This is a genomic window from Halosimplex aquaticum, assembly GCF_028747785.1.
Classification (GTDB): Archaea; Halobacteriota; Halobacteria; order Halobacteriales; family Haloarculaceae; genus Halosimplex; species Halosimplex aquaticum.
Genome location: NZ_CP118158.1, coordinates 3,133,435 through 3,149,246, shown reverse-complemented (window position 1 = coordinate 3,149,246; position 15,812 = coordinate 3,133,435). Strand labels below are relative to the sequence as shown.

Here is a 15,812-nt window from a genome sequence, read left to right as displayed (position 1 = left end):
CCCCCGGTCGACCGGTCAGTCGTCCAGCCCGGCCTGCTCTCGCTCGGCCGTCCGCTGGATAAACTCCTCGGGGAGCGCGTCGATCTCGCCGACCTGGACGCTCCAGAGCGTCGCGTAGAGCCCGTCTTCGGCGAGCAGGTCCTCGTGGGTGCCCTGCTCGACGAGTTCGCCGTCGTCCATGACGAGGATGGTGTCGGCGTGGCGGACGGTCGAGAGGCGATGGGCGATCGCGAAGGCGGTGCGGTCCTCGATGAGGTCGTCGAGGCTGTTCTGGATGACGGCCTCGGTCTCGTTGTCGACGTGGCTGGTCGCCTCGTCGAGGACGAGGACGTCCGGGTCCTTGAGCACCGCCCGCGCGATGGAGACGCGCTGGCGCTGGCCGCCCGAGAGCTTCACGCCGCGCTCGCCGACCTTCGTGTCGTAGCCGTCCTCCAGGTCGACGACGAACTCGTGGGCGCCGGCGACCTTCGCCGCCGCCTCGACGTCCTCGTCGTCGGCGTCGGGGATGCCGTAGGCGATGTTCTCCCGGACCGTGCCGTAGAACAGGTACGGCTCCTGGCTCACGTAGCCGATCGACTGGCGGAGGCTGCGGAGGGTCACGTCGCGCACGTCAGTCCCGTCGACGCGGACGGCCCCGTCGTCCACGTCGTAGAGGCGCAGGAGGAGTTTCATCAGGGTCGTCTTGCCGGCGCCGGTGGGGCCGACGAGGCCGACCATCTCGCCGGGGTCGACCTCGAAGGAGACGCCGTCGAGCACCTGCTCCTCGCCGTCCTCGGTGTCGTAGGCGAAGGACACGTCGTCGTACTCGACGGCCCCCTCCAGCCCGTCGAGTTCGACCGCGTCGGGGCGGTCGGTGACGCCCGAGGGCGTGTCGAGCAGGCCGACGATGCGCTCGCCGGCGGCCTCGGCGTACTGGTAGTCGTTGATGATCTGGCCGAACTGGCGCATCGGGTAGACGAACCGCCGGGAATAGGAGAGGAAGACGACGAGCGTCCCGGCCGTCAGGGCGCCGTTGAAGAAGGGGAGCGGCTCCGCGACGATGCCGCGGTTGACCATCACCCAGTAGCCGCCGACGAGGAAGGTGGCGGTGTAGCCGGCGGCGGTCACCAGCCGCAGCGTCGGCCAGAAGGCGATGCGCGTCGTGATGGCGTCCCACTGAGCGTCGAGGTACTCCCGGGAGGACGCCTCGACGCGGTCGGTCTCGAAGCGCTCGGTGGTGTAGGACTTGACGACCTCGATGCCGCCGAGGTTGTTCTCCAGCTGGGAGTTGAGCTGCCCGACAGACGAGCGGACCTCCTGGTACTTGGGGTGGATCCGCCTGACGAAGACGTAGCTCGCGTAGCCCAGCGCGGGGATGATGACCGTCGGGACGATGCCGAGTCGCCAGTTGATGAGCAACATCGCGGCGCCCATCCCGCCGACGCGGAAGACGATGCCGATGCCCTGGTTGAGGCTGTTCGTCAGGAATCCCTCCAGCTGGTTGACGTCGTTGTTCAGGATGCTCATGACCTCGCCGGTCTGCTTGTCGTCGAAAAACGAGAGCTCCCGGCGCTGCATCGCGTCGTACGCGTCGACGCGCATCTCGTGCTGGAAGTGCTGGGCGAAGCCGTTCCAGGCCCAGGAGTTCAGCCAGCCGAGCGCGGCGCCGAGGACGTGCGAGGCGGCGAGCAGGCCGATCAGGAAGGCGAACTGCTCGACGGGCGCCGACGGCAGCCACGACCGCGGGACGAACGGCAGCCGGAACGGCTGGTCGGCGGCGAGAAACGAGTCGATCGCGACCCCGAGCAGGAACGCGGGGACCAGTTCCATCAGCGTCGAGAAGACGCTCGCCAGCCCGCCGACCGCGAACCGCGTCCGCTGGCCGCGGCCGTACTCGCCGAACAGCCTGACCATCGCGTTCGACTCCTCTGCGCGCAACTCCTCGAACTCGTCGTCGTCGGGGCCACCCGGTGCCATGCCACACCATATCGGTGTACCACACATAAGACTGACTCTCCTGTTAGTCCCGGCGGATCGATCGCCCGGGATCCGGGGGCGCGGAAGATTTTTGCCCGGGCCGGATAACTCGTGGATATGGCTTCGGAGGTGGACGTGCAGGGCGACACGCACGACGCGATCATGGGCGCGACGTACCACGCGCTGTGTAAACACGGGTACGCCCACCTCACGATGCAGGACATCGCCGACGAGTTCGACAAGAGCCGCTCGCTGCTGCACTACCACTACGACACGAAAGAGGAGCTGTTGCTCGCGTTCGTCGACAACATCGTCGGCTGGATCGGCGACCGGCTGGCCGAGTCCGAGACCGAGGAACCGCTGGAGCGCCTGGAGGAGTTCATCGACCGCTTCGTGATCGAGCCCGGCGAGGAGGACCGCGAGACGTTCGCGCTCGCCCTGCTCGAACTGCGCGTCCAGGCGGTCCACAACGAGGAGTTCCGGGAGAAGCTGTCGGTCCACTACGAGAAGAACGTCGAGACGGTCGCCGACATCGTCGCCGACGGCATCGACGAGGGCGTCTTCCGCGAGGTCGACCCCGAGGCCACCGGCGAGGCCATCTACACCGCGCTCGTCGGCGCCCGGATGTACCAGGTGACGCTGGGCGCCGAGCACGCCAGCCGCCGGATGCGCGACCAGCTCGCCGCGTTCGTCGTCGACGACCTCATCACCGACGGCCGCGAGCCGGCGGCCTACGCCCGCGACGACCCGGAGAACTGACGGGGTAGGCTCACGAACCGACGGGCGAGCATGAAGCGCACCAGCCTCGACTTCGAGGGATTCTTCGACGTCCGCCTGACGACCGACGACGCCCAGGCCGCCCAGATGACGCTCTCGCCCGGCCAGTCCACGGGCGGCCCGGACAACTTCCACGCCGAGAGCGACCAGTGGTGTTACGTCGCGTCGGGGGAGGGCCGCGCGACCGTCGACGGGGGAGAGGTGCGGTTCGAGGCCGGCGACCTGCTCGTCATCGAGGCCGGGGAGACTCACGAGATCGAAAACGACGGCGACGAGCCCCTGGAGACGCTCAACCTCTACGTCCCGCCGGACTACTGAAACGATCGAACGCGACCGCACTGACGAGCGATGAAAGCCCTCGACGCGCTCGCTCGGAGTGACCGCAACCGTAGCGTCCGCTGAGAGTTGAAAGCCCTCGGCGCGCTCGCGGTCGCTGCGCGACATACCCTCGCGACCTGCGGTCGCTCGGGTAGGGGTCGCTCAGACGACTAGATGAACGCGAGCCCCCCTCGCCCTTTCAGTCCACCAGGGACGGAACAACACCGCAACAGCGACCGCCCCGCACAGCACCGCAGACGGCCACACCCCTCCCCAGCCGATTGCGATGCTCGCAGGCTGCGCTTCTCATCCCTCGCACGGCTTCGTCGCGCGCATGAAAGCGCGCGACAGCGCGCGCCACCGCAGTTAATCGTTGAGTCTGCCGTTGATCGCCCTCAGCTACGATTCGAACGCTTCGCTCGCGGGCAGGAACTCGATCTCCCGGCCGAGGCCCGCCTCGCGCGCCTGCTCGTAGCACATGTGCGCGGCGGCGACCGTCTCGATAGCCGTCCCGCCGCTGTCGAACAGGGTCACCTCGTCGGCGGCCTCGCGGCCGGGTTCGACGCCAGCGACGACCTCGCCCAGTTCGGCGTGGACGTGGTCGTCGCCGATGGCGCCCTCCTCGCGGGCGAGCAGGTAGGCGCCGGCGTCGCGCTCGACGCGCTCGCGGAGGTCGGGGACGTACTTCGCCCGCGCGACCGTCTCCGCGTCGACTTCCCGCTTCTCCGGGTCGTACTGTCCCATGCAGGTGACGTGCGCGCCGTCGGCGAGCGCGTCGCCGTCGAAGACCGGCTCGGAGGCGTTCGTCGCGGTGATCACCACGTCGGCGCCGTCGACCGCGGCGTCGCTCGACTCGACGGCGCGGACGGCGGGGTCCACTTCTCCGTCCATCTCGTCGGCGAACGCCTCGCGGTGCTCGCGGGTCGGCGAGAAGACGCGGACGGTCTCGAAGTCGCGGACGGTGACGGCCGCGCGGAGCTGGCCGCGGGCCTGCGCGCCGCTTCCGATCAGGGCGAGGTCGGTCGCGTCCTCGCGCGCGAGGGCGTCGATACCGACCGCGCCGGTCGCGCCGGTCTTGAAGGGGTTCAGGCTCGCGCCGTCGAAGACCGCCAGCGGCGCGCCGGAGTCGGCGTCGAACAGGGGGAGGACGAAGTGGGCGTCGCCGGAGCCGAAGCCGCCGGTGTACATGTACCCGCCCATCGCGCCGGTCTCCGGGAGCATCGCGGTGTAGCCGGTGAGCATCCCCGGCGGGTCGCCGCCGAACAGTCGCGTCCGCGGGCGAGCCGGCGCGCCCTCGCCGCGCTGGCGGTACCCCTCTCGAACCGCGTCGACGTACTCGGCGGGCGTCGCGAGCCCCGTCACGTCGTCGCTCGACAGAAACAGTGCGGTTCCGTCGGTCATACCCGCCGGTAGGGCGAGCGCGAGTAAAGGCGTGGGGGAATCCCATCGAGAAGCGTGAGAGAACGGAGAGAAGCGTCGTAGAGAGAAACGGAGCCGGTCAGTCGGCGGGCTGGAAGCCGCCGTCGTCGGCCGCCGGGCGGGCGTCGTCGACGGGGCCGTTGACGAACATCGCGTGGCCGATGAGACCGACGGCGACGAAGGACGCGGGCAGGACGGCGGTCGTGAGCGTGAATCCGAAGACGGTGAGGAGCGCCGCGATTCCACCGAGTGCGAGCGGGATGAGGCCGAGAACGAGGTCGTAGTATCGCGTCATAATCTATCATAAAATACAGGGCAGTAATACATAAGTGTTTCCCAAATCCATCCTCTATCATTTCTCGTCACCCCTGCATATTTGCTCTGAAGGCATTAGGAATAATTCCCATAACTTATGGATGTAATTTCAACCGATTTCGGGCGCGCGCACCCTCCGAGGATGTCGATATCGACGGAATTCGGTCCACCGCAGTCCATCGACGGCCGAACTACCGGCGGAGAAACGCTCCGGGGTCGGCCTGTCGGTTCGCGGGCGGCGTGTTGTGGGCTCCGCAACAGTCGACGTCCATCGGCGGCGACCGACGGTATCACCGCGGAGAACCGGAGCGGTCTCGCGATCGGGTCGGCCGACCAGCGAACGGACAGATCGACCACACAACGTATCGAGATGGATTCTCTCCCCCATTATACGATGTGATATTCGAGGAGGTGCGCTTATGGTATCCCACTGGAAAGAGAGGTCCGGAGGGACAGCGAGCCGGCGCGGACCGACTCGAGACACCATGACGCCAAACGCCACGGACGACAGCGACGGACGGCACGCAACGGGCGAGGAGCGGCCGCGGTACGCCGAACTCAACATCGGCGACGAGGAGTTCGTCATCTACGACCGCGAGAACCACGAAGCGTGGATCCAGTCCACGGAAGCCGTTCCAGTAGAGGAATCGTGTTGACGATGGACCGACGGACAGGTCCCGCCACGAGCGAGCGCTCCCTCCCCTATCGTGGGACAGCCTGATCGCTACCCACTCACCCCCCACCACTCCACCCACCCCCACCACTCCACCCACCCCCACGATCCCCCATCTACCCCCACCCCGATTCGGACTGCGGTCTCTCTTCCGGCGCGGCGACCCCCGTCGTCGCGCCGCTGTTTTCGACGCTCTACAGACGTGTCCGGTCCATCCCGCTCAGCCGTCCGACGCGAGAACGGCGACCGCGACGCGCCACGGAACCAGCAGGGCCAGGACGACGCCGACGGAGACGAAGAAGAAGGTCAGCGCGGCGCCGCCCGGGAAGACCGACGTCGCACGGAGCCCCTGGGCGATCACCGCCGCGCCGATCCACGCCGGAACCGCCCGAGCGACCGCGGCCTTCGGCGACGACCGCGCATCCACCGAGTAGAGTCCGCCGGCGAGCGACGTGACCGCCCAGCCGGCGGCGAACGACAGGAACGTGAGCGCGACGCGGCCCGGTCGCGCCAGCGGGTCGATGCTCTCGTGACCGACCGTCACGCCGAGGAGGACGAACGCCGCGATGCAGACCAGATCGCCCAGTGCCACCAACGCCGTGAACGCCGCCGGGTCCACGCGGTGTCGGACCGCCCTCGCCACGGATGTCATGGGTCGAACCAAGGGCTCGCCGGCCCTTCACTGGTTCGATGCCTCCCGTCGCGCAGGGGTCTACGTCGGCGACGGACAGCGGCCGGTGTGCCCGTCCGATGGGTCCTCACCGCGCCGTACAAGGGGCCACGTCCGGTAGGTTCCGGCGATGGAGTACGTACTGCTGGGGTGGCCTGCCGACGGCCCGACGCTCACGCTCGACTACCGGGAGTTCAGCTACGCCGGCAAGTTCGTGATGTCGAACACGGGGAAGGCGCTCGTCCGCGACCCCGCGGAGCGAGCGAGCGGTGCGGAGGACGAGGCGAACCCGGACGAACCCGCGGGACCGCCGGTCACCGCGGACGGGGACGCGGCCGACGACGTGGTCGCCGCCGCCGCGTTCAACGAGGACCGCACCGACAGCGGGACCTGCTGGATCCGCTACATCACCGTCCGCGAAGATCGCCGCGGCGACGGGATCGGCCCCCGGCTGGCCGCGTTCGTCGCCGAACGCGCCCGCGAACGCGGCTACGACCGCGCCCGCATCGCCGTCAACAACCCCTTCGCCTACCAGGCGCTGTACCGCGCCGGCTTCCGGTTCACCGGCGAGGAGACCGGCGTCGCCGAACTCGTCCTCGACCGACCGCTGGGCGAATCCGGGACGGACAGCGGCGGAAGCGCCGCGTCCGCCGATCGCTCGCGCGAGACCTACCAGGCGGGTCTCGACGTCTACCGCGAGCGCGACGACGACCCGGAGGCGCCGGCGCTCTCCGCGGAAGAACGGGCGTTTCTGGACGAAAAACGGGGAGCCGATCCGCCGGATCCGATCGAATCCCCGGCGTGAGCAGCCCGGAGCCGGGACGGTTCGCGCCGGTCAGGCCGCCGCCTGGTCCTCGTCGACAGGCGACTCGAAGACGCGGGCGTCGCAGTCGTTGCAGGTGACCGCCGCGACGGTCCGGCTGGAACAGCAGGACTCGACGGTCTCCGTTCCGAACGAGACGGGACCGCCGCAGCCGGGACAGGTCTCCAGGAAGATGCGCAGCCCGTTGCAGACCTGTCCGCGCGCGTGTGCGGGCAGCGACTCCCACTCGGCGACGCGGTCGGCCAGCAACGACCCCGCGGCGAGGTCCGCCTCGAAGGCCGGCCGCGACGCCCAGGTGCCCACGCGGCGGGTGTTCACGTTGACCGTGAACGCGTTACCGCGCTCGGTCGTCGCCACGTCGCCGCCCTCCAGCCCGAGTCGTTCCAGCCACGGCGACAGGTCCTCGGCCTCCCGGACGGCGTCGGTCTCCTCGCGCCAGGCCCGGGCGAACTCGTCGGTGAGACAGCGGTCGTCCCCCCGGCACGGCTCGATGGCCTCGGCGCGTTCGAGCACCGCCTCGACGTCGAGAGACTCCGCTGCCTCCGGGTCGGCCGTCGCGTCGGCCGAGCCGGCGCTCGTGGCGGCCGCGGTTTCGCTCCCGTCCGCCTGGCCCGCGCCCGCGTCGATGCCGTCGGGCGAGTCCGGCGGCGCCTTACCGAACGCCGCGAGGACGGACTCGGGGAGGTAGCGTTTCGTCAGCGTCGGCGTCCCGGGGACGAGGTACCCGCGCAACCAGATGGCCGCCAGCGAGAGGGCGAGGACGGCTGTTCCCCCCCACAGCGCGACCGTGGGGTAGCCGGCGGCGGTGAGCCACGCGACGAGCAGCGTCGTCCCGACGGAGGCGATGGCGACGTTGAGTATCGTACACGGGAGACAGCGGTTCTCCCCGGTGTACTCCGGTCGGCGGAGGCGATCCAGCGGCGATCCGGTCCTGGGCATACCCTCGCTTCGCGGAGCGGCGAGTTGAAACTGACGGCGGGTCGGGCGGTCCGGCCCGCCGGCGCGCTCGCGCGGCCCGCGGATTTCAAGTATCGTGGCGGTCGAACGAGGTGGTATGTCCGGCTCCGAACTCGCGGCGCGCGTTCGCAAGGCGCTGTCCGTCGACACCGAGGACTTCGACCGGCGCGCCGCCGAGGAGGCCGAACGGCTCAAAGACGAGGTGCGCGAGGGCACCTTCGACAACACGGAGGCCATCGTCGGCCTCGAACTCGAACTGTACGCCGTCGACGCGCGCTCGGGGTCGCTCCGGCGCGTCCCCCGAAGCCTGCTCGGGCTCATCGGCTTCGAGAAGGAACTGGGGCTGCACAACGCCGAGATGCAGACCAGCCCCCAGCCGCTCAACGAACACGGCCTCGCCGCCCAGGAGGCGGAGCTGAAAGCCAACCTCGCGCCCGCCCTGAAGCGGACCGACCGCGAGGACATCCGGCTGGTCAGCGACGGGATGTGGACGGTCCCGCCGACGGGCGAGACGGCGACCGACTACCTCTGTGACTCCGTCGAGCAGGGCGGCGTCCGCATCGCGACCAACATGTCCGACGCCGCACGCTACCACGCGATGGCCAACACCGACTACCCGACGGGCATGCGGATCGAGGCGCCCCACGTCTCCCTGCGGGCCGACACCGTCATGCCCGAGAGCCTCATCACCTCTATCCAGCCGCACTACCAGATCCCCCACGCCCCCGACCTCCCCGAGTACTTCCGCTACGCGCTCCGGGTCGCCGGCCCGCTGCTCGCGCTCGGCGTCAACGCGCCGTTCTTCCCGCCGGATCTGTACGACGACGCCGACGACGCCGAGATCGTCGAAGACGCCTGGATGGAACACCGGATCGGCGTCTTCGAGGACGTGCTCAACCCCGCGGACGACGACGCGCCCGACAAGGTCCGATTCCCCCCGGACTTCGAGAGCGTCGAGGAGGCCATCGACGACATCGTCGCCGACGAGACAATCGTCCCGATGGACGTCGAGGGCGGCGCCCGCTTCGACGACGCCTTCGCGCACCTCCGGCACAAACACGGCAGCTACTGGCGGTGGGTCCGCCCGGTCTTCGACGGCGCGAACCGCTCGTCGGCCAACGCCCGCATCGAGTTCCGCCCGCTGCCGGCCCAGCCGACCGTCCGCGACGCCGTCAGCTTCCAGGCGGCGTTCGCCGGCCTGCTGACCACGCTCACCAGCATCGAACACCCCGTCAGGAGCATGGACTGGGAGACCGCCCGCGAGAACTTCTACGCCGCCAGCCGCGACGGCCTCCGCGCCGACCTGACGTGGATCACCAGCGACGGCGCCGAGACGACGAATCACGACCGCATCTACGGCGAACTCTTCGAGGCCGCCCGGCAGGGCCTGGAGACGCAGGGGCTCTCGACCGAGGCCGCCCGTCGGTACGTCCGGCCGCTCCGCGAGCGGGCCGACCGCCGGACGACCCCCGCCCGCTGGAAACACGACCACGTCGCCGCCGCCGTCGACGAGAACGTCCCCCTCGCCGAGGCCATCTGGGGGATGCAGTCGGCCTACGTGGACAACCAGACGGAGACGCTGCTCGACGGGTCGTTCGTCGACTGGCTGTGAGCGGAATCGACGCGCAGACGCGCGTACCTCGGTCCGCCCGTCCGCTCGGGATGTTCGTGTCCGGCCAGCTTTCCAGTATCACACCCGTTGACGGATCGATCTCGTAGTGGCCGTCCGTCTCGCTCGCCGGGAATCGGTTCGACGCCGGCGCGCTGGTGTCCGCCGTCACTTCGAAGCGGGGGAACTCGCTGTCATGCTGAACCGCTCAGAAGAACATATCAATGGCGTCTCAAAATCGGTCTCATCACTCCGACGCCGAAACGTACTGCTCCGGGTCGGGGAGATCGGATTCTAAAACTTCGACGCGCTTGCCCGTGTCCGGGTCGAGACGAACAATTGCCCGACGGGCATCGTTCGGAACGATGGTTTCGGCGAGCGCACCGTCGCGAATCTCTAGTCCGGCGTTCCCGTGTCGCTGCCAGCGTAACGAGCCGTCCGTCTCGTAGCCGTAGAACGACGTGGGAGTCGTTCCCGTCTCGACGACGACGAGGTCATCAAGCTGATGAATCCGTTTGACTGTCCCGTTGAACGAGACGACACGGTCACCGATCGGAAGTTGCGTCTCGGGATAACTACCGACTATCTCACCTGTCGACGGGTCGACCTCGTAGTAATGGTCGTCCGTGTTGTTCGCCAGGAGCCGATTCGATACGAGGGACAGATCGCGAAAGTGGTCCTCGTTCGTGCCGTGGTCTGGGGTGTCGACTATCCACGTGATCTCACCCGATTCGTCGAATCCAACGAGGTTCCGGTTCGGTGAAGGAAGGGCGAATTCCGCACTCTTGACGGCATCACTGAGGTCGATACCGTAGTGTTCGTCCGGCGTAATGCTAACCGCGAGTAGATCGTCGAGTTCTTGACAGTCTCGAATTCTCCCCGGCACAGGCTGTTCAACTGAGCCGATCGTCACCGACGTGTTCGCGGCTTCATACGAAACGTCCATCGTCTATCTATCGTACGTCCGTAGAAATTACGGACGTATGAATTTTTCTCGTTCCTGAGAAACCAAGCCGCCTCACGGACTCACGTTACAGTTGTGTCCCGACGGAATAGGCGGTGAGTCACCCGGACCACTGACATCGTTCCATCGGTCGTCAAACACGGCGCCATTAGCGAGGGATTCGATTGATCCCAGAGGTACCCAATGATCGTCAGGTACCTGTCCGGGACTGCCGACGATCTCGTACTGGATCTCGCCGGCACTCAGTTCCCCACCGAAGTCGCCGTTAGCGAGCGCGTCCTCGTCCAGTGTGGGATATTCGTTGGGATGGAACCCACCGGAGTAGCTCACCCGCATCGTCACTCCCTCGGGGACGTACGCTTTCGCGAGACAACTGTAATTCCCCCACGAATCGCCCCCGTCACTAACGACACTTCCGTCCCAGAGCGCGAACCGATCGATCAGCGCAGTCGTATCGTACCCTCGGACTTCCGACGGGCGAGCCAGCCAACTCCCACTTGGGCCGTAGCTGCTCTCGTTGTCGTAGATTCGAACGAACGGGTCCGGCTCGAATTGTGTCTCGAGTTGTGTCACGATCCCTGGTTGTCTGTGCGAATCAACACCACCGTTATTGACGTACTCCACGTCGTTCGTCGCCTTCGCCGTCAGGAACTTGTCGATATCGTGTTCACGCGCGAGGGACTGGCCGTTCCCGTTTTCGTCCCGCAAGAGATAGTCGAGAGCATTCTCGACGTTCGTCAGACCGATCCGATCGATTCTGATCACGGCCCGCCACGAGTTAGCGACATTCTGGTCGTCCGAATCTCCGGGTTCGTCTCCTTTGATGAAGTCCGCATAATGCGTCTGGTACCGGTCGCTCGGGAGCCGACAGAACTGTTTCTTCCAGATCTCCGTCCGGTCCGACTCAGGTAACCCCTCGTACCAGTCCATCGCGTCGTCATCCGTCTCGAGTTTCTCGGTCAGGTCCTCCTCTTCGCAGTTGTCCGGCCCGGGCGCGTCGAACTCGAACTCGTCGTCGCTGCTGTCGTACTCCAGGGGCACGTCGCTGACCATGTCGCTTCCCGGCACGTAGTCCGCCAGCGACGCCTTGATCTGGCCGCCGTTGTCCTGAATGTTGCTACACTTGCTCGGGTCGATCGCGCCGGGATTGAACCCCGGCCCGACGTGGGGCCACGTCGCCGAGCACATGTTCTTCCACGGCTTCTTGAACGTCCCTGGTGCCTGCAGCGTCCAGTCGTCGCCCACCCCGTAGCGGGGCTTCGGATACACCGTCCCGCCGGGAACCGGGATCACGACCGCCGTCGACGCCGAGAAGTTGATCGGGTCGACCTGGCCGACGCGGCGCTTTTGGCCCGCGATCTCAAGCTCGACCGGCATCTCCTGGCGGACGTAGGTGGTCGTCTTCGGCGAGGCCGGCGCGCTGTTGTTCGCCGTCACTTCGAAGCGGCCGTACTCGCCTTTCACCTGAACTGACCAGTGGTCGACCGAGAGGTACCAGTACGTCGGCCACGGGATGATCGGCACCCCGGGATAGCCGAACGTGTTGTGCTTGCGCACCGCCATCGGCACGTGCTGGGTGTCGCCCGCCTCCGAGACCGACGCGTAACTCGGCCGGACGGCCGGCACGGTGGCCCGCGAGACGGGCGCCGTCGTCAGGTACGTCGGCGACGCGTCGACCGAGTACCGGACGTCGCCGAGCAACTCAGTGTCCGACATCGTCCCGGGACTGTAGGTCGGCCCCGACCCGTCGATCTGGTCGGAAGCGAAACTCAGTCCCTCGTTCAGTACGTCCGACGCGCCGTCGACTCGGCTAGATATCTCGCTGTTGACGTCGTTCGAGGACTGCTCGCGCGCTCCTTCCACGCGGTCGATCCACCGGTGGACCGAATCGACGTACTCCATGCGGGCCTCCGCGATGGCCTTCTCGCGGGCGCTGTCGTAGGTCCCCGACGTGTCGTAGTAGACGTGGTCGGCCGTCGTGACGTTCCGCCGGATCGGCGCGAACACCTTGTCGCCCGTCGCCATCTCGGTCGGCGAGACCTCCATGCTCGGCACGGCCTCCGGTGGCCCGGACTCGTCCCCGACGACGTGAGCGTGCAGGTCGTCGACTTCGGCTTCGAGGTCCGAACGCAGGTCCGAGCGCTCGGTCCCGGAGAAGAACGCGTCTGGGGCGATCGTCGCGCTGGAGGAGATCTGGCTCTCGACCGCCGACTCGAGGTCGCTCGCGCTCTTGATGTTCCCGGTGGAGATCGCGCTCCCGAAGTTGCTTCCGGGGTCGCTCGCATCGACGTTGAGGCCCTTCTCGATCGACCTGGCGATCGCCTCCTCGAAGTTCGGACTCGACCCCGTGTAGGCGCCGTCCGTGCCGTTGTGCGTGACGTTGATATTCGGGTGATCGCTGTAGGTACCCGACACCGTCACGTCGATCTCCCAGGTGACCTCCTCGTAGTCGGTCTGATCCTCGTACTCGTAACACGGTCCCGTGGGCGTCGGCGTCGGCGTCGAACCCGAACTGGACCCGGAACTCGAACACGTCACCTGTCTCCGGTACCGCGACGTCTCTTTCAGTCGGTTCGTCACGCTGACGGTGAACTCGTGGAGGTCGCGGGTTCTGGCCGTGGACTCGTCCCAGACCTCGTCGTGGGTGACGGAGACGTCGACGGTGCTGTCGACGTTGACCGAGCCGTCGTCGACCTCCGACCAGCCGCTCCCCGAGGGCTCGGTGGCGTCCGGGAAGCTACCGGACACCTTCGACGGACTGCCGGTGGAGGTCGACACCGAGTAAGAGAATATCCGGTCGATGAGGCGATCGAAGGTGTTTCGATCGGTGAAGTCGGTCGGCATGTCCCCGCCGACATCCGGGACGTTGTCGCTCCCGTTCGGCTGGTCTTTACCCGTATCGTCGCTGTACTCCGAGTTGAAGTCCACCGTCTCGCTGTGGACCTCGTCGAGCGCCGGTTCGGCGAACTTGTCGACCTCAACCGTGCTCTTCTTGTTGAAGGCCCGCTGGGCCTGGCCGCCGATGAACTGGTTGACCACTTCCTGCACCGAACTGGGCGGGTTCCCACTCGCGCCACCGGTGAGCATCGCCGCGGCCGCACAGAAGTCCTTGGCGTTCAGACCGGACACGGCGGAGTTGAGTCCGTATCGGTCTTTCCACCCGCTCGTCGAGCTCTCGTCGTTGAGACTGTCACCGCCGGCGCCCTGGCTGTAGTCGTCGCCGGAACTACTCGAACCGCTCCCCGACCTGCTGAACGCGCCGGCGTCGTACAGCTTCTCGACGTTCCGGAGGACCATACAGGCGTACGCCGACGCCATCACGTAATCGTGGCGCGGGTCTTTCGTCCCGAAGACGCTCTCCTGGACGGCGAAGTTGGCGCTGTTGGCGAGGACCTCCATGTCCTTTTTCATCACCATCTTCTTGAACGCGTCCGCCTTGCCGGGCGGCGCCATCCGCTCGTAGTACGCCTTCGCGTACATCAGCGGGTAGAGCCGCGCGGCGAACTGTTTGCCGAACCCGTCCGTGCCGTCGTCGAAGAAGCCCTCCGCGAGTTTGTCCTGGTACTTCTGGGTCTTGTGCTGGAGCAGCATGGTCGTCGTCGCGACCGAGACGTTGATCGAACTGGTCTCGCTCGCGCGCACCTCACCGTTCTTGACGACCTTGGTCGTGAGTCCGTCGATCGTCGCGACGACCGTCCCGTTGCTGACTTCGTCGTCGAGGTCGTCCATCCCGGCGGTCAACTCGACGCGACCGATCGCGTCCTCGATGGACGATTCGCTGTAGCTCACGTGCGGGAGCGACGTGCGCGTGACCGATCCGTCGCTCATCCGCTGGGACGACGTGTCCAGTTGCTCCTGTGCTTCGAGGTAGATCCGCAACTTCAGGTACCGGCGAAAGACCTGATCCGGGTCCGGATCGCCGCTCGACCCGGCTAGCACTCGTCCCGCAGGCGTATCGGCCGGGACCGTGACCGGTTTCTCCGCCGCTTCGTTCGCCGCGTCGGAGACCGCCTCTCTGACGGCCGACTGGGCGGCCGACTCGGCCTGATTCATCGCTTGCGCGATAGTCGTGTCCGTGTTCGGGTCCTCGCGCGACTGGATCACTCCGACGACCGTCACGCTCGTTATCAGGAGTAACACCCCCACGACCGCGAAGGGGATGCGCGCTCGATCGCTCGATGCGACAGCCAGTGTCTGCGGTCGCTTTCGGCTCATTCGTTCCAGGTGGTGACCGTGATCTTCACTTCACCGACCGACACCGCCGACGCGACCTCCTCGGGGTCCGCGCTCGACGGAGACGGGTACTTCGTCGTCAATTCCTCATGTATCGTCGACTGGAGCCGGGACTGCAACTGCGAGTTCGCCGTCGCGGCGTCGGCCTGGGTTCGGCTGACCGGTCGAGCGGTGCTCCCGCCGATAGACGGGTCCGTGTTGAACCCGCCGTGGTCGACGAGCTTCGCCATCCGCTGGTACCGGTAGACGGTGAGCGCTCGTCCGAGCCCGTTGCCTTCGAGCGCGAGTTGCGTCTCCGTGGGCGGGAAGTACCCCTCGACGATCGCGCCGGCGATCAGCCGCGAGACGCCCGTGTACTGGTCCAGTCGGAAGGCCCGCTCGATCTCTGCCTCGTCGAGCGACGGCATCTTGCTCGGGACCGTCATCGTCGCCGTGCTCGTGTCGACGCCGGCGGGGGGTTCGGCCCCCGCTTCGACGCGCCCCTCGATGTCCGAGTCCCGGTAGGGCCTCCAGACCGCGACGACGTGCGCGTCGCCGCCGGCGCTGGTCAGCGCCTGGCGGACTGCGCCGTCGACGGCGACCTCGAAGTCGTCCCCGACCTTCGTGAGGTACGTCGACGAGTCCGGCGCGTAGGCCGTCGATCCGCCGCCGTCGGGGAAGCTCGCGTTCGTCACGGCCGCGTCCGCCAGGAGTCCGGTCAACGTCCCGTGCGTCGACCGCTCGAAGTCGTAGCCGTCGTTCGTGAACTCCGGTTCGCCGTTGACCGACTCGACGCTGTAGTTCACTGACTTCGTCGCCGCCGCCAGCGTCTCCGCCGTCCGGTCGGCCTGAACCGGGTCGTGGGCCGGTTCGTCGTCCGTCAGCGTGATCGCCAGGACGCCGATCGACGCGCTCACGAGCAACAGCGCGAACGTTACGTCCACGACCGTGCTGACGCCGCGCGAACGCCGCTCGATCACGGACTCGTCCCCCGCGTTCGCGTCCGGACCACCCCGACCTCGATCACTGGCTCGCCGCTGTTCCCCCGCGGATCCCGTCGTGCGCTCCGGCGTTCCCCGGCCGGCGGCGCCCCTTCGGGCCCGGGCTCTAGACCCCACC

13 protein-coding genes are annotated in these 15,812 nt (G+C 67.4%); 5 read left to right on the top strand and 8 right to left on the bottom strand.

The window, feature by feature from the left end; genetic code table 11:
- Positions 1-15 precede the first annotated feature (15 nt).
- Positions 16-1,956, bottom strand: a complete 1,941-nt coding sequence (locus PSC72_RS15770) for an ABC transporter ATP-binding protein (RefSeq protein ID WP_274322379.1) — start codon at positions 1,954-1,956, stop codon at positions 16-18.
- Positions 1,957-2,073: 117 nt separating this feature from the next.
- Here PSC72_RS15770 and PSC72_RS15765 point away from each other — a divergent pair, with 117 nt between their 5' ends.
- Both PSC72_RS15765 and PSC72_RS15760 read left to right on the top strand, forming a co-directional pair.
- Positions 2,074-2,715, top strand: coding sequence for a TetR/AcrR family transcriptional regulator (locus PSC72_RS15765; protein WP_274322378.1), 642 nt, complete (start codon positions 2,074-2,076; stop codon positions 2,713-2,715).
- Positions 2,716-2,745: 30 nt separating this feature from the next.
- On the top strand, positions 2,746-3,051 hold the full coding sequence (locus PSC72_RS15760; protein WP_274322377.1) for a cupin domain-containing protein: 306 nt from the start codon (positions 2,746-2,748) through the stop codon (positions 3,049-3,051).
- Positions 3,052-3,450: 399 nt separating this feature from the next.
- On the opposite strand, the gene PSC72_RS15755 is transcribed toward PSC72_RS15760, so the two are convergent.
- On the bottom strand, positions 3,451-4,452 hold the full coding sequence (locus PSC72_RS15755; protein ID WP_274322376.1) for an ornithine cyclodeaminase family protein: 1,002 nt from the start codon (positions 4,450-4,452) through the stop codon (positions 3,451-3,453).
- A 97-nt stretch (positions 4,453-4,549) separates the two neighbouring features.
- Positions 4,550-4,765 carry a hypothetical protein gene (locus tag PSC72_RS15750; protein ID WP_274322375.1) on the bottom strand — a complete coding sequence of 72 codons (216 nt, stop codon included), beginning with the start codon at positions 4,763-4,765 and terminating at the stop codon, positions 4,550-4,552.
- Between the two features lie 505 nt (positions 4,766-5,270).
- Between PSC72_RS15750 and PSC72_RS15745 the strand changes: the two genes are divergently transcribed.
- Positions 5,271-5,441, top strand: coding sequence for a DUF7331 family protein (locus PSC72_RS15745; protein ID WP_274322374.1), 171 nt, complete (start codon positions 5,271-5,273; stop codon positions 5,439-5,441).
- Between the two features lie 237 nt (positions 5,442-5,678).
- Here PSC72_RS15745 and PSC72_RS15740 read toward each other — a convergent pair whose 3' ends face one another.
- On the bottom strand, positions 5,679-6,110 hold the full coding sequence (locus PSC72_RS15740; RefSeq protein WP_274322373.1) for a DUF3054 domain-containing protein: 432 nt from the start codon (positions 6,108-6,110) through the stop codon (positions 5,679-5,681).
- A 148-nt stretch (positions 6,111-6,258) separates the two neighbouring features.
- Here PSC72_RS15740 and PSC72_RS15735 point away from each other — a divergent pair, with 148 nt between their 5' ends.
- Positions 6,259-6,933, top strand: coding sequence for a GNAT family N-acetyltransferase (locus tag PSC72_RS15735; protein WP_274322372.1), 675 nt, complete (start codon positions 6,259-6,261; stop codon positions 6,931-6,933).
- A gap of 30 nt (positions 6,934-6,963) precedes the next feature.
- Here the strand turns inward: PSC72_RS15735 and PSC72_RS15730 are convergent, their stop codons facing one another.
- Positions 6,964-7,890 carry a hypothetical protein gene (locus PSC72_RS15730; protein ID WP_274322371.1) on the bottom strand — a complete coding sequence of 309 codons (927 nt, stop codon included), beginning with the start codon at positions 7,888-7,890 and terminating at the stop codon, positions 6,964-6,966.
- Between the two features lie 115 nt (positions 7,891-8,005).
- On the opposite strand from PSC72_RS15730, the gene PSC72_RS15725 reads away from it, so the two are divergent.
- Complete coding sequence (locus PSC72_RS15725) at positions 8,006-9,520, top strand: glutamate--cysteine ligase family protein (protein WP_274322370.1); 1,515 nt, start codon at positions 8,006-8,008, stop codon at positions 9,518-9,520.
- A 244-nt stretch (positions 9,521-9,764) separates the two neighbouring features.
- Here the strand turns inward: PSC72_RS15725 and PSC72_RS15720 are convergent, their stop codons facing one another.
- From PSC72_RS15720 to PSC72_RS15710, 3 genes are all read right to left on the bottom strand, one after another.
- Entirely contained in the window at positions 9,765-10,463 is a 699-nt protein-coding gene (locus PSC72_RS15720) for a hypothetical protein (protein ID WP_274322369.1), read from the bottom strand.
- 72 nt (positions 10,464-10,535) lie between these two features.
- Positions 10,536-14,696 carry a DUF7286 family protein gene (locus tag PSC72_RS15715; RefSeq protein WP_274322368.1) on the bottom strand — a complete coding sequence of 1,387 codons (4,161 nt, stop codon included), beginning with the start codon at positions 14,694-14,696 and terminating at the stop codon, positions 10,536-10,538.
- Complete coding sequence (locus tag PSC72_RS15710; RefSeq protein WP_274322367.1) at positions 14,693-15,673, bottom strand: DUF7284 family protein; 981 nt, start codon at positions 15,671-15,673, stop codon at positions 14,693-14,695. Before PSC72_RS15710 ends, PSC72_RS15715 begins: the two co-directional genes overlap by 4 nt.
- Positions 15,674-15,812: the final 139 nt, after the last annotated feature.

Bases quoted from the DNA above. Each gene is read 5' to 3' on its own strand.
- PSC72_RS15770 (WP_274322379.1), bottom strand. From the start codon at position 1,956: ATGGCACCGGGTGGCCCCGACGACGACGAGTTCGAGGAGTTGCGCGCA.
- PSC72_RS15715 (WP_274322368.1), bottom strand. From the start codon at position 14,696: ATGAGCCGAAAGCGACCGCAGACACTGGCTGTCGCATCGAGCGATCGA.
- PSC72_RS15730 (WP_274322371.1), bottom strand. From the start codon at position 7,890: ATGCCCAGGACCGGATCGCCGCTGGATCGCCTCCGCCGACCGGAGTAC.
- PSC72_RS15765 (WP_274322378.1), top strand. From the start codon at position 2,074: ATGGCTTCGGAGGTGGACGTGCAGGGCGACACGCACGACGCGATCATG.
- PSC72_RS15725 (WP_274322370.1), top strand. From the start codon at position 8,006: ATGTCCGGCTCCGAACTCGCGGCGCGCGTTCGCAAGGCGCTGTCCGTC.
- PSC72_RS15735 (WP_274322372.1), top strand. From the start codon at position 6,259: ATGGAGTACGTACTGCTGGGGTGGCCTGCCGACGGCCCGACGCTCACG.
- PSC72_RS15750 (WP_274322375.1), bottom strand. From the start codon at position 4,765: ATGACGCGATACTACGACCTCGTTCTCGGCCTCATCCCGCTCGCACTC.
- PSC72_RS15720 (WP_274322369.1), bottom strand. From the start codon at position 10,463: ATGGACGTTTCGTATGAAGCCGCGAACACGTCGGTGACGATCGGCTCA.
- PSC72_RS15745 (WP_274322374.1), top strand. From the start codon at position 5,271: ATGACGCCAAACGCCACGGACGACAGCGACGGACGGCACGCAACGGGC.
- PSC72_RS15755 (WP_274322376.1), bottom strand. From the start codon at position 4,452: ATGACCGACGGAACCGCACTGTTTCTGTCGAGCGACGACGTGACGGGG.
- PSC72_RS15740 (WP_274322373.1), bottom strand. From the start codon at position 6,110: ATGACATCCGTGGCGAGGGCGGTCCGACACCGCGTGGACCCGGCGGCG.
- PSC72_RS15760 (WP_274322377.1), top strand. From the start codon at position 2,746: ATGAAGCGCACCAGCCTCGACTTCGAGGGATTCTTCGACGTCCGCCTG.